Source organism: Allopseudospirillum japonicum, assembly GCF_900108915.1.
Classification (GTDB): Bacteria; Pseudomonadota; Gammaproteobacteria; order Pseudomonadales; family Halomonadaceae; genus Pseudospirillum; species Pseudospirillum japonicum.
The window spans coordinates 101441-114523 of record NZ_FNYH01000006.1; the positions used below are offsets into that span (position 1 = coordinate 101441).

Annotated in this window: 8 protein-coding genes; 5 read left to right on the forward strand and 3 right to left on the reverse strand. The window is 48.9% G+C overall.

Annotated elements, in window-relative coordinates; genetic code table 11:
- Nucleotides 1–89 precede the first annotated feature (89 nt).
- Both BMX05_RS07250 and metH read right to left on the reverse strand, forming a co-directional pair.
- Entirely contained in the window at nt 90–1448 is a 1359-nt protein-coding gene (locus BMX05_RS07250) for an MATE family efflux transporter (RefSeq protein ID WP_093309456.1), read from the reverse strand.
- Between the two features lie 82 nt (nt 1449–1530).
- The gene (metH, locus tag BMX05_RS07255) at nt 1531–5208 is read right to left on the reverse strand and encodes a methionine synthase (protein ID WP_093309459.1); all 3678 of its coding nucleotides are present in this window, start codon (nt 5206–5208) and stop codon (nt 1531–1533) included.
- Between the two features lie 194 nt (nt 5209–5402).
- On the opposite strand from metH, the gene nfuA reads away from it, so the two are divergent.
- Entirely contained in the window at nt 5403–5993 is a 591-nt protein-coding gene (gene nfuA / locus BMX05_RS07260; protein WP_093309461.1) for a Fe-S biogenesis protein NfuA, read from the forward strand.
- A gap of 109 nt (nt 5994–6102) precedes the next feature.
- On the opposite strand, the gene BMX05_RS07265 is transcribed toward nfuA, so the two are convergent.
- Nucleotides 6103–7362: a DEAD/DEAH box helicase gene (locus BMX05_RS07265; RefSeq protein ID WP_093309463.1), complete on the reverse strand. Its 1260-nt coding sequence runs from the start codon at nt 7360–7362 to the stop codon at nt 6103–6105.
- Nucleotides 7363–7488: 126 nt separating this feature from the next.
- On the opposite strand from BMX05_RS07265, the gene BMX05_RS07270 reads away from it, so the two are divergent.
- The 4 genes from BMX05_RS07270 to BMX05_RS07285 all read left to right on the forward strand — a co-directional run bounded on the left by BMX05_RS07270 (nt 7489) and on the right by BMX05_RS07285 (nt 13080).
- The gene (locus BMX05_RS07270) at nt 7489–10698 is read left to right on the forward strand and encodes an ATP-binding protein (RefSeq protein ID WP_093309465.1); all 3210 of its coding nucleotides are present in this window, start codon (nt 7489–7491) and stop codon (nt 10696–10698) included.
- A 26-nt stretch (nt 10699–10724) separates the two neighbouring features.
- Nucleotides 10725–11405 (forward strand): hypothetical protein, encoded by a 681-nt coding sequence (locus BMX05_RS07275; RefSeq protein WP_093309468.1) that lies wholly within the window; start codon nt 10725–10727, stop codon nt 11403–11405.
- Between the two features lie 77 nt (nt 11406–11482).
- Nucleotides 11483–12349 carry a hypothetical protein gene (locus BMX05_RS07280; protein WP_093309470.1) on the forward strand — a complete coding sequence of 289 codons (867 nt, stop codon included), beginning with the start codon at nt 11483–11485 and terminating at the stop codon, nt 12347–12349.
- Between the two features lie 14 nt (nt 12350–12363).
- Nucleotides 12364–13080 (forward strand): hypothetical protein, encoded by a 717-nt coding sequence (locus BMX05_RS07285; RefSeq protein WP_093309472.1) that lies wholly within the window; start codon nt 12364–12366, stop codon nt 13078–13080.
- The last annotated feature ends 3 nt before the right edge of the window (nt 13081–13083 follow it).

The following is a 13083-nucleotide window of genomic DNA, read 5'->3' on the forward strand; positions in this document are numbered from 1 at the left end:
ACAGGGAACACCAAGGTCGATGCTGCGCACCATAACAAGGGAGTTTTATTCTTAAAAAGAATAAATTATCATATTTTTATTGCTTATAGTTAGGTTGATGTGTCTTTTGCGTGATGCCTTAACTTCTGAAAGCCTTGGTACCACAACCAAATAAAGCCGCAAGAATGTAGACCACGATAGGCAAGCTGGAGCCACCAAATCCCCAGCAAGCCATAACCTAAATACACCCCAAGCCACCAAGCAAGGGGTAAAAATAGCCCCCACTGCAAACTTAAAGCCAGTTGCATAGCGGCTTTATGTGCGCCGATGCCCTGTAAAGCCTGATTAAAAACGAGTGCACCTGTATCCAGCACTATCATTAAGGCGGTCAGTTGTAAGGGGAAAATCGCGCTGGCTTGTAATCCAGGATCGGTTAGAAATAAAGCAACAATGACATCTGGATATAAAAACAACGGCAGGCTTAATAGCAAAAGCAAGCCAAAAGCCACATAAGTCACATCCCATCCCCACAAATAGGCTTGCTGAAAGGCTCGGGCACCTAAACTATGCCCCACTAAGGTCATCGCTGCCATGCCTAGGCCGACCGCGGGCAAAATCAGCAATAAGGACAAGTTCACTAACACATGACCAATCGCCACGCTGGCGGCGTCAATTTGTCCTAGAATCCAGAACAAAACGGCATAGCCTGCAGCAAATAAGGCCTGCTGTACGGAGGTGGGCAAAGCACGTTGACTCGTTTTCCAAATTAAAGCCCAAGATGGGGGTTTAAATACAAAACCACTGGGGCAGGCTCGTTTCCAAGTGAGCCAAGTCCACAAAATACACCCCAGGGTGACAGAAAGACTCGTGCCTAAAGCGGCACCTTGGACGCCTAACGGGGGGATACCTAAACCGCCTTGGATCAACCACCAGGTAAGTATCACGTTAGTGCCATGCATTAACAAAATAATTTTGAGGTACAAACCTGCTTGATGAATCCCATTCCAATAACCACGAAAACATAAGTTAATGGCGACAGGCAAAAAAGCGAATGCCCGTAATGCAAGATAATCACTGGCAAGGGTTTGGACTTGAAGATCTTGGCTGAGCAAAGCCACAAGGGTATCGGCATGCAAATAACCGATAGAAGTTAAGGGGATGCCTAGGGCAAGTGCGAGCACAATACCCGCATTAAGAGGACGCGCCCGTTCACTATAACGGCGGGCGCCATTGAGACCAGCAACTTGCGCTTGCACCCCAGAAGATAAGCCCATCAGTAAAGCGGTGAGCATAAAGGTGATATAGCCACCAATGCCGACACCGGCAAGGGCGATTTCGCCGAGCTGGCCGACTAATGCCGCGTCGACAAGATTTAAGAGACTTTGGCTTAGCATGCCACCCATAATAGGCAAGGCAAGTGCCAGAATATGCTGGATACGCTGGCTTATGCTGGCGCTGTGTCGATTCATGCCGATATGAGCACTCGTTGCAGCCCTTTGCTCCTGCAAATATCTGCAAGAACAAAAGGCATAAAAAAGGAAGGGCGCTTAGTTAGCGATCCGGATCATAAGAGAGGACGGGCATTAACCAGCGTTCTAATTCTGCAACGCCCATCCCCTTGCTGGCGGCCAAAACTTCTACCTGATCTTTGGCAATCTTGCCCACATTAAAATACTTGGATTGCGGATGAGCAAAATACCAGCCAGAAACTGCCGCTGTGGGATACATGGCATAGCTTTCTGTGAGGGTCAGGGAAGTATGCTCAGTGGCATTGAGCAATTCAAACAGCACCCCTTTTTCTGTGTGATCTGGACAAGCAGGATAGCCAGGTGCTGGACGTATCCCTTGGTAACGCTCGCGAATCAGCTCTTCGTTTGAAAGCTGTTCTTTTGCACCATAGCCCCAGAATTCTTTACGAACACGCTCATGTAAATGCTCTGCGAAGGCCTCCGCCAGCCGATCTGCCAAAGCTTTAATCATAATCGCATGATAATCATCATGAGCTTTTTCATAGGCTTGGGCGAGTTCTTCTGCACCTATCCCAGCAGTGACCGCAAAACCACCAATCCAATCTGGGATTTGGCTTTCTTTCGGTGCAATAAAATCAGCGAGGGAATAACAATGCGGCTGCTTGCTACTTTGTTGGCGAATGGCGTGGATTTTTGCTTGTACCTGTTGGCGTGATTCATCTGTATAGACTTCAATCACATCACCACAGGCATTGGCTGGCCATAAACCAAGTACCGCTTTAGCGGTTAACTTTTTGTTGGTGACCAGATCGGCCAACACTTGTTGCGCATCAGCAAATAAACTGCGTGCGGTTTCACCCACAATCTCATCTTGCAAAATCGCCGGATATTTACCAGCAAGATCCCAGCTAATAAAGAAAGGTGTCCAATCAATGCGTTCGATTAATTTTTCTAGTGGATAATCTTCAAAAACCTGTAAACCTAGGTGGCGTGGTGCTGGCGGCGGATAGCTTTGCCAATCTGGGGTAAAGCGACGCGCAAGCGCTTGCTGATAGGTAAGATCTGCGCTTTTAGGCTGACGCTTACTTTGGCGCTCGCGTACTTGTTCATACTCGCTAGCGAGCTTGGCCAAAAAGTCAGGTTTAAGCTCAGCAGATAATAATTGACTGGCCACCCCTACAGAGCGGGAAGCATCGGTGACATACACCACAGGCCCTGTATAAGCTGGCGCAATTTTAACTGCTGTATGGGCTTTTGAGGTCGTCGCCCCGCCGATCATCAAGGGTAAATCCATCCCTTGGCGCTGCATTTCTTTGGCTACATGCACCATTTCGTCGAGCGAAGGGGTAATCAAGCCTGATAAGCCAATAATATCAGCTTGATGCTCGCGAGCAGCTTGTAGGATTTTTTCACAAGGCACCATAACGCCCAGATCAATGACTTCATAGTTATTACACTGGAGCACCACACCCACGATATTTTTTCCAATATCATGCACATCCCCTTTCACGGTGGCCATAATGATACGGCCTTTGGCACTTTGTACACCGTTTTTTTCCGCTTCAATAAAGGGGATTAAATAGGCCACGGCTTGTTTCATCACCCGTGCTGATTTCACTACTTGGGGCAAAAACATTTTGCCTTCGCCAAATAGATCACCTACCACATTCATCCCTTCCATGAGGGGGCCTTCGATCACCTCAATCGGGCGCGCACTGGCTTGGCGGGCTTCTTCAGTATCTGCTTCGATATATTGGGTAATGCCTTTGACTAAGGCGTGTGCAATCCTTTCTTTAACGGGTAAGGCGCGCCATGCTTGGTCTTCTTTTTTCTCTATGTTGGTCTGGCCATCACCACGAAACTGCTCGGCAATTTCTAATAGGCGTTCAGTGGATTCAGGATGACGGTTTAAAACCACATCCTCCACAGCATCACGGAGCTGGGCAGGCAGATCATCATACACCGCCAGCTGACCAGCATTGACAATCCCCATTGTCATGCCTTCACGAATGGCATGATATAAAAAGACAGAGTGAATCGCTTCGCGGACAGGATTATTACCACGGAAGGAGAAGGAAACATTCGATACACCGCCGGAGATCATCGCATGGGGGAGATTTTGCTTAATCCAAGTGACCGATTGGATAAAATCTACGGCGTAATTATTATGCTCTTCAATCCCAGTGGCTACCGCAAAAATGTTCGGGTCAAAGATAATATCTTCTGCGGGGAAGCCGACCTCTTGGACCAAAATATGATAAGCGCGCGCACAAATTTCGATTTTACGTGCAAAAGTATCCGCTTGGCCGACTTCATCAAAGGCCATCACAATCACAGCCGCCCCATAGCGTCGACATAAGTGGGCTTGCTCGCGGAAAGCTGCCTCCCCTTCTTTTAGGGAAATCGAGTTGACAATGGGTTTGCCTTGGGTGCACTTTAAGCCGGCCTCAATAATTGGCCACTTGGAAGAATCTATCATCAAAGGCACGCGAGCAATATCGGGCTCACCGGCAATCAGGTTTAAAAAACGCACCATCGCCCCTTGTGAATCCAGCATACCCTCGTCCATGTTGATATCAATCACTTGGGCACCGCTTTCAACTTGCTCCTGAGCCACTTCTAAGGCAGTGGTGTAGTCTTCCTCAATAATCAGACGCTTAAACCGGGCGGAGCCGGTGACATTGGTGCGCTCACCGACATTCACAAATAAAGACTGGGCTTCAATATTAAAGGCTTCTAAACCGGAGAGGCGGCACGCGGGCGCAATTTCGGGCACTGGGCGTGCTTGTGCTGAGGCGACGGCTTTGGCGATGGCCGCAATATGTTCCGGTGTGGTACCACAGCAGCCGCCAATAATATTGACTAACCCAGACTCGGCAAACTCTTGTACGATAGCGGCCATTTCTTCTGGGGTTTGGTCATATTCCCCAAAGGCATTGGGCAAACCGGCATTGGGGTGTGCAGAAACGAAAGTATCCGCTTTATTGGATAACTCTTCTAAATAAGGGCGTAGCTCTTCGGCCCCTAAGGCACAGTTTAAGCCAACGGAAATGGGTTGCGCATGCCGAATCGAGTTCCAGAAGGCTTCTGTGGTTTGCCCCGAAAGGGTGCGTCCAGACGCATCGGTAATCGTGCCAGAGATCATCACAGGTAAGTGACGCCCTTGGCGTTCGAAGACTTCTTGTACCGCAAAAATTGCCGCTTTGGCATTTAAGGTATCGAAAATGGTTTCTATCATCACCAAATCAATACCGCCACGGATAAGGGCTTGGGTTGCCTCAATATAATTGCTGACCAGCTCATCAAAAGTCACATTACGAGCGCCCGGATCATTCACATCGGGGGAGATAGACGCGGTACGACTGGTTGGGCCTAAGATCCCCGCAACATAACGGGGTTTCTCTGGGGTGCTATACAAATCCGCTTGTTGACGTGCAAGGCGGGCGGCCGCTTCGTTAATTTCTGGGACCAAATCCTGCATCTGGTAGTCCGCTTGGGATAAGCGGGTCGCATTAAAGGTATTGGTTTCGATAATATCCGCACCGGCTTTCAAATAGGCCGCATGAATACCTGCGATCATATCCGCTTGGGTCAGCACCAAAATATCATTATTCCCCTTGATATCTGAGGCCCAATCGGCAAATCTGTGCCCGCGGTAATCTTCCTCACTCGGCGCATACTTTTGAATCTGGGTTCCCATACCGCCATCAAGAATATGAATACGTTGGCGAAGGGCATGATGTAAAGGATGATCAAGCATACGGGATTCTCTCTACGCGGACACAAAATTAAACGAAAGCCTAGTGTAACAAAATCTGCTTTTTTGCGTCAGGCTTTATACCTGATTAAAATACTTGGGTATGTTCAAAAGCCAACGTTTGGCGTACCATATCAGGTAAGAAGATGCCTCAGGCATCCATTGGCGCATTGACTAAGTTTAAGGTATTGAATTTTATGAGTAAAACAATCGAGTTCACCACAAGCGCACAAAGCTATCTCAGTGAGTTGCTCAGCAAGCAGGAGGTTTCTGGGATGGGTGTGCGGGTTTTTATTACTCAGCCTGGTACCCCTTATGCAGAAACCTGCCTTGCTTATTGTCGCCCCGGAGAAGAAGAAGCCAAAGATCACCCCTTGGTATTAGAGGCCTTCACTGTGTACCTTGATGCCAATAGCTTGCCGTTTTTAGAAGATGCGGTGGTGGATTTTAACCCAGATCGCATGGGCGGCCAGTTAACCATTAAGGCACCCAATGCCAAAATGCCAAAAGTGAATAAAGATAGTCCGTTAGCTGATCAAATTAACTATGTGTTATATGCGGATATTAACCCTGGGCTGGCGGCGCATGGTGGTGAAATTAAACTGATTGAAATCACCGAAGAGAAGGTGGCCATTTTGCAATTTGGGGGTGGCTGCCAAGGGTGTAGCGCTGTGGATTTGACCTTAAAAGATGGGGTAGAAAAAACCTTGCTCGAAAAAATCCCTGAGCTCACAGGGATTCGTGATGTAACCGATCATAGTGTCAAAGAAAACGCTTATTATCAGTAAGTGCTTTATCAGTAAGTGTTGCTGCGGCCCTCTTGCGGGAGGGCACTCACCCTTTCTTTTCCTCTCTTCTCTTTTTTTCTTCCTCTCCCTAATGATGTATGCAGCTTGCCTAAGTCCCTGGGTGTGTCTTGCGCTGCTGAGCTTCGCGCAATTTATCTTTTTTGCTTTTCCGTCGGCCTTTCACAGGGGCTGGGCCTTTAGTTGGGGTGGGTGCGCTGAGAGCCGATGGGCTAGGCGCAAAATCTGCAAGGGATTCGCGTTCTAGGCGTATTTGGTAGCGTTTTTCAATTAAACGGAAATGGGCTTCACTATCTGGGTCGATCAAACTAATCGCGGTACCTGTCGCACCTGCACGCGCACTACGTCCAATACGATGCACATAATCTGCACTGGAACGCGGCAAATCATAGTTGATCACAAATGCCAGTTGAGCAATATCCAAACCACGTGCGGCCACATCGGTAGCAATCAAAACTTGTATCTCCCCTGCTTGAAACCTTGCTAAGGCAGACTGGCGTTCTTTTTGGCTGCGATCGGCATGCAAGGTTTTACCCGTAAACCCATATTTATGCAGTTTATGCACTAATTGATCTGCACCGCGCTTACTGGCAACAAAAACGAGAAATTGCGCCTGTGGATGGGTGCTGAGTAAATGACGTAATAAGGCCGTCCGTTTGTTTTTATCCACGAGGAGTGCGCGTTGGTTTAAGTGAGTGGGGAAGGTGTGGCTCGGGGTGAGATCAAGCTGGTGGGCATTAACCAACAAGCTTTGGGCAAGGGTTTGTACCTCAGGCGGGAAGGTCGCAGACAATAACACACGCTGGCAGTGTTTAGGTATGGCAGCCATCAAGGTCTGTACCGCTTCTGAAAATCCCAAATCCAATAAACGATCGGCTTCATCCAACACCAAGTGCTCAACTTGACTGAGGCTAATGGCGTTTTTCTCCAGCAAATCCAATAAACGTCCCGGTGTGGCAAGGATAAGGTCGCATCCGGTACGCATTGCCTGCATTTGTGTATTGATAGACACACCGCCATAAATAGCCAAGGCGGTACAGGCTTTGGGGTAGGCACTGGCATAGCGCAGGGCCGCTTGGTGAATTTGGATCGCGAGCTCACGTGTGGGCACTAACACCAAAGTACGCACTTGGTGGGCGTGTAATTTGCGTGCTTTTGTATGCATTTTTTCTAATAAAGGTAATAAAAAGGCGGCAGTTTTACCTGAGCCGGTTTCTGCCACCGCCAGCAGATCTGTGCCTGCCAGTAAAGGCCCAATCGCTTGGCTTTGAATAGGCGTCGGTTGTTGATAACCGAGGTGTTGCAGATGGCTTTGCACACAAGGAGATAAGCCGAGAGAAGTAAAAGACATACAATACCCAGTTCACGCAAAAAAAGATGAGTTTAACAGGTTTTGCTTGCCACCACCTGACACAGGTGGGGGCTAAGATGAAAACAGGAAACTCACTGGTTTATTTTGGATTAACAGGGAATCCGTATGCATCCGCTTAAACAAGATATGCCCCACGCTTTAGTTGATAGGCAAGCCAAGATTCAAGACTTGGCCCAGATGCCGCATTTTAGCTGGCAACAACCTTTATTAACCCCAGAGCATTTTTATCCTCCGTTAACTGGGGAGCGTTTAGATTATCGCTTTTTTCAAGTCACTGAGGTCAGCCGAGATCATGCTGAAGGCTACCGTTTGGCGATGGCCAATGTGTTATCGATTGCGCACGATAGTCAGGCGGCCTTGGCGTATTTGCTGAAGGGCGACCCACAAGGGGTGCGCTTGTATCTTGGGGTGATTGAGCAAGGCGGCAAAGCCCATGAAGCCAGTCGCCAATTAAAAAGCGCGGTAGAGGGGAACTTCCTTGGCGTGCGCCTGCAAGAAGTGAAGCAGGATGATGTGGCGTTTCAGCGCATACTCGATACTAACCGCCATTTGGGCTTGGTGCAGGGGGTGCCGTCATTTAACGAGCAAGCACAACATCAGGAGGTACAAGAATTCCAAGGAATTGAGCGCCTTGCCAATGCGTTACAAGGTGAATCTTGGCAACTTTTGTTAGTGGCTCAGCCTAGTCAGGAAACTGAAATCAACCAGATGATTGAGCAGATTTATCAATTTTCTACGCAGATTTCTACGTATGTCAAACAAAACGTCCAGCATTCAGAAAGCCAAGGCAGCCAGCAAAGTGAGACCACAGGCAAAAGCCAAGGAACCAATAAAGGCTGGACGCATACGGTTTCGGAGAACAAAACCCAAGGTCAAAGCAAGGGCAAAAGTATTTCTCAAAATGAAGGTGGCAGCCAAAGTACCGGGGAAAGCCGCAGCCACAGCCGTAGTAAATCTGAGGGGGTGAGTGACAGCCGATCCTCAGGCAGCTCAAGTAAAAGTACCAATACAAGTACCTCAGAATCCAGCACCACAGGCACAAGTCACACCCAAGGAACCAGTTGGGGCACCTCTGAATCTGCGAATACGGGGGAAAGTAGTAGCCAAAGTGAAGGGGTGAACTTTGGGCGCTCAGAAGGGGAAAGCATAGGGACAAGTCAATCTAATACGCTGGGCACGAACGAGAATCGCAGCCTTGCACTCACGCGAGAAAGAACCAACAAAAGCCTTGAGGAAATGCAAAAGCATGTCAGCGAAACTCTGCTGGAGCGCTTTCGTTTAGGTTTAAGTAAAGGCATGTTTAAAACCTCGCTTTATTTAGGGGCCGCAGATCAAAGAACTTTTAAAATCCTCAAACAAAGTGTGCGCTCAATTTTTCAGGGTAACCAGGCTGGGGTGACGCCACTCAAAATTTACCCCCTGACGCCGACGCGTCAACTGACAGATCTTCTACAAGGGCGCGTGCAAAACTTGCTCCAACTGGATGAGCAGGCCTGCTTAATTCATAGCCTGCCTTTTGATCCTGTGGAACAACAAATACAGGCGGCTACCTGGCTCAATACACGCGAATTAGCTTTGCTGGCGGGGTTACCCAGTCGAGAGATTCCTGGAATTCGTGTGCGCCACAGTGTGGATTTTGCGATCAATGTGCCCAAAATCAGCGACAAAGCCTTACCGCTTGGGCATTTAGTACACCATGGCCGCCATTTACACACGCATCCGCTCGATTTGGCATTGGCCGATTTAAATAAGCATGTGTTTGTGACTGGGGTGACAGGTTCAGGCAAAACAACTACTTGTATGCGTTTGCTGGAGTCTTCCGGTCTGCCATTTTTGGTGATTGAGCCAGCAAAAACCGAATACCGTGCTCTATATGCTCGGGGGCAAGCGGTGGAGTATTACTTAGTCGGGCGCGAGGATATCAGCCCCTTTCGTTTTAACCCTTTCGAATTAGTCAATGCCCGCCACCAGCTGTCAGGCCATATTAGTCTGCTAACGGCCACCTTGACCACTGTGTACCCTATGGAAGCGGCTATGCCGCAGTTAGTGGAAGAGGCCATTATTGGCGCTTACCAAGCTTATGGTTGGGATACCCACAGCGGCAGAAACCTTTTCTATCAAGATCCTTGGGCGCCTGAGGTGCAAGGTGCTTGTTGGCCTATCTTCAGCGATATGATTGCACAACTGGATGCTTTAATTGCTTCTAAGGGAATGGGGAAAGAATTTGAGGAAAAATACCGAGGCTCCTTGGTGGCACGTCTGAGCAACCTCACCGATGGCATTAAAGGGGCCATGCTCAATACAAGGCGTTCTTTAGATTTTCAGCAGTTGCTGGATCGTCAAGTGGTGATTGAGTTGGAAGAAATCAAATCTGAACAAGATAAAGCCTTGTTGATGGGGTTGATTATTACCCGCTTAGCAGAATGTGTTAAAGAACGCCATCGCCTCCAGCCGGATTTTCAGCATTTAACCCTGATTGAAGAAGCCCACCGCTTATTAACACGCCCAGAACCTGGTGAATCTGATGCGCGTAAACTCGGGGTGGAAATGTTCGCTAACTTGCTGGCAGAGGTGCGCAAATATGGCGAGGGGCTGATTATTGCCGACCAGATCCCGAATAAGTTGATTGCGGATGTTGTGAAAAACACCCATACCAAAATTGTGCATCGTTTATTTGCCGCCGATGATCGCAGAAGTATTGGCGATGCTATGGGACTCAATGAAGCCCAGCGGGACTTTTTACCTTTATTGCAAACTGGGGAAACCCTGGTGTATTGCGGGGGCTGGCATGGCGCGGTACGCGCGCAAATCGAGCCTTTAACCCAAACCGATGCCCCGAGTTTGTTGGAAGAAGATTTGCAGCGCCAAGGGCAAAAGCAATTATGGCAACACAGGCATTGGCTATATCCCCATCTGAGCCAATGTGAGCCCATGCAGCACCCTAAAGCGTTAGCTTGCCTCGTTTATGAGGGCAACTTATTGATTCAATTATGGATACGCTTGCTCAAATCGAGCCATCTGCCTTCCTATAAAAGGGCGCAAGAGGATGACAAGTTGCAAGCGGCCTTGAGGCGCTGGAGTGATCAGATCCTTGCCCACTTGCCTGAGCTGGCGGGGCCAGAATCTTTAATGACTTGTGTGCTTGCGTTAATGCAAGACACTTTGATCAAACCGGAAAATCAACATAAAACGGAGGAGTTAGCCTGTTTGCATACCTACTTATTAGAGGGGTATCACCAGGCGCTGAAGGTGACTGAAATAGATTTTCAAGAGGCGCGTGCGCCCTTATTAAGGTTGTTGTCGTTACAGCATTGAATAAATTACTTGCAGGAGTCAAGCATATGGGACTTTGGAGTGCAGTTTGTGGTATTGCCACCTCGGTGGCATCGAGTGTGGTTTCTGGGGTAGGCAAGCTCGTGGGTTCTGTGGCGACAGGCATAGGGACTGCGGTGAGCACCTTAGTGGGTAAAGGGGCGGCGTTCGTCGGTCGTGTCGCCAGTGTGGTGGAAAACGTGGCGAAAGCGAACGAGGTGTTAGCCCCTGAAGAAAAAATGCAGGACATCGGGGAAAAAAGTATTCAGGCGGCAGATCAAGGGATTGTGCCGCAGAAGTTTGAAAAATATGAGGATTACATGAACAAAATCCGTGCTTTTGAAGTGGACCCCATCAAGGCGGATTCAGTCCCTGTAGAGCAAAAACTTGGTGCGGCGGTTGCGGTGAGTTTACAAGGCTTAGAGATTAAGCTGGATTTGCCTAAGGGATCAACGGGGAACATGTTGCGCCTTATTATGTTTTCTCCTGAGTATTTTCATAGCGGGCGGGTGCGTTCTTTAGTCGATAGACGCATGGATTTTGATAAGGTCACAGATTATTTTACTGGCCAGCTGGATTTAAAAGACACGCGTGCCGTACGTGATGAGCTACTCACCGCAGAAAAAAGCCTAGGTGAGCCTGTGGATGCTTCGGCACATGCACTGAGCTTGCAGGCATTAAAAGCGAAAGCACAACAAGAAGGCTTGTAAAAGCCGATTATTCACGCCTCCCTGTGCTAATGCGGGGAGGTTTTTTTAACATGATCCATGGATACAGGAGCACCCGCATGGCGGAAACGTGTTTAGCCTTGGTGGCATATCAAGGCCAAGTCCTAGTCTTTGAGCACCAAGCCAGCCAATGGCAACGGCTGGATTTAAAGGAGGAACCTTGTCTGTGTCTGCAAGCTTTGGGTTGGCACAAGATTTTACAAGAAATCCGAGATTACTATAACCAAAGTGGCGAGCTTGCGGACATAAGCATCTATTTTTGGGTAGAGGCGGCACAAATCCGCGAGTTAACCCCCTTGCTCACGGCCAAAACCTATGGTTTACAGCATTGGCACCTGATGCAATGGCCTTTGTGGTTAGCTTTTTTATCTCCGCAGGCGGCCCCTGCAACCGATCAGCAGACGCAAGATCTCGCCCACTTGCAGGCATGGGTACAAGCGTCTCTCCTTCCGCAATTAATGCCCGTGCAAGGTTTGGCATCGGCCGCGCACACGCTAGAGAAACAAGCAGCGCACTGGCAAGCGCAACTTGAGCATTGCCAACAAGAAAAAGCAGCGCTCGCTTTTGATAAGGCCGCACTGATCCAAGAAGTGGCCGAGTTACGCCAAGCATTGCAAGATCAACAAGCAAAGGCAGTCTACCAACCGACAAACTTATCCTTAGAAGGCTTGGTGACCTATTTACCCATTATTTACAAAGAGTTTTGGAGCACGATTCGCCCTGATGAATTGGCCTTGTTGGCGTCTAGCTTACAGGTGCCAGAAGTGCCCTCGCCAATTCGTGAACCTAGTGCAGGCGTGATTGAAGTGATGAAAAAACGCTTACAAGCCTTGCCCCCATCCCAGCAAACCCAAATCCGCGCCTTTTGCCAAAGCTTACCCAAGCAACCACAAGTACGCGCAGAAATGGCTTTTTTTTTCAACTAATGGAGACCACCACCATGGATCAACAGCAAAAAGAACGTTTAGCAGAGTTAAAAAATCAAACTCGTTTTTTTAGGGAAAGACTTGTTTATAACGATTTGTTGTTATTACTGGAATATGATCCCCAAGTCCAAGATCTCATCCGCGCCTTGCTGCCAGTGAACCCAGCACCCCAGCAGGCCGCAGAATCCGCAGAAGAGGCCAGCAAGCCACCCAAAGCGCTTGTGATGCCTGAGGTGGAAGAGGCCCTAGTTGCCGCGCCCGCAATGCCTGTAATGCCCGATCCTTTGCCATCACCCGCGGATATTTTTTATCAAGATTTTGCCGCTGCGCGTGCTTTCCTCGCTCAGGTGCAAGCCGATGCTGAGATTGCCGAGCTTTGGTTGCTGGCGGAGGAAACCCCAGCAGCGGCCTTAATGCGTTTGTTGGCCCGTGCCAGTCAATGGGATCAAGTGTTAGAAGTGTGGGACATTCTGGCCAGCCGTTGCAAACGCCAAGCACGCCCCGCCACAAGTACAGAAAGCCATATCTTGCAGAGCGCCCTTGCTTATTACAATTTGACCTTAAACCAGCGCCAAGCTGGCTTAGTGACGCCCCCTTGCCCTGGTGGATTTGATCATCAAATCCATACGCGTGCCACTGCGCAAGGGGAAACTGTGTACCAAGTCTGGTTGCCGGGGATTGAAAATGCCGCCGGTAAATTACAGAAAAAACCCTTGGTGGCCACACGTTAATTC

Coding starts and splice junctions, on each gene's coding strand:
- BMX05_RS07250 (WP_093309456.1), bottom strand. CDS start 1,448: ATGAATCGACACAGCGCCAGCATAAGCCAGCGTATCCAGCATATTCTG.
- metH (WP_093309459.1), bottom strand. CDS start 5,208: ATGCTTGATCATCCTTTACATCATGCCCTTCGCCAACGTATTCATATT.
- nfuA (WP_093309461.1), top strand. CDS start 5,403: ATGAGTAAAACAATCGAGTTCACCACAAGCGCACAAAGCTATCTCAGT.
- BMX05_RS07265 (WP_093309463.1), bottom strand. CDS start 7,362: ATGTCTTTTACTTCTCTCGGCTTATCTCCTTGTGTGCAAAGCCATCTG.
- BMX05_RS07270 (WP_093309465.1), top strand. CDS start 7,489: ATGCATCCGCTTAAACAAGATATGCCCCACGCTTTAGTTGATAGGCAA.
- BMX05_RS07275 (WP_093309468.1), top strand. CDS start 10,725: ATGGGACTTTGGAGTGCAGTTTGTGGTATTGCCACCTCGGTGGCATCG.
- BMX05_RS07280 (WP_093309470.1), top strand. CDS start 11,483: ATGGCGGAAACGTGTTTAGCCTTGGTGGCATATCAAGGCCAAGTCCTA.
- BMX05_RS07285 (WP_093309472.1), top strand. CDS start 12,364: ATGGATCAACAGCAAAAAGAACGTTTAGCAGAGTTAAAAAATCAAACT.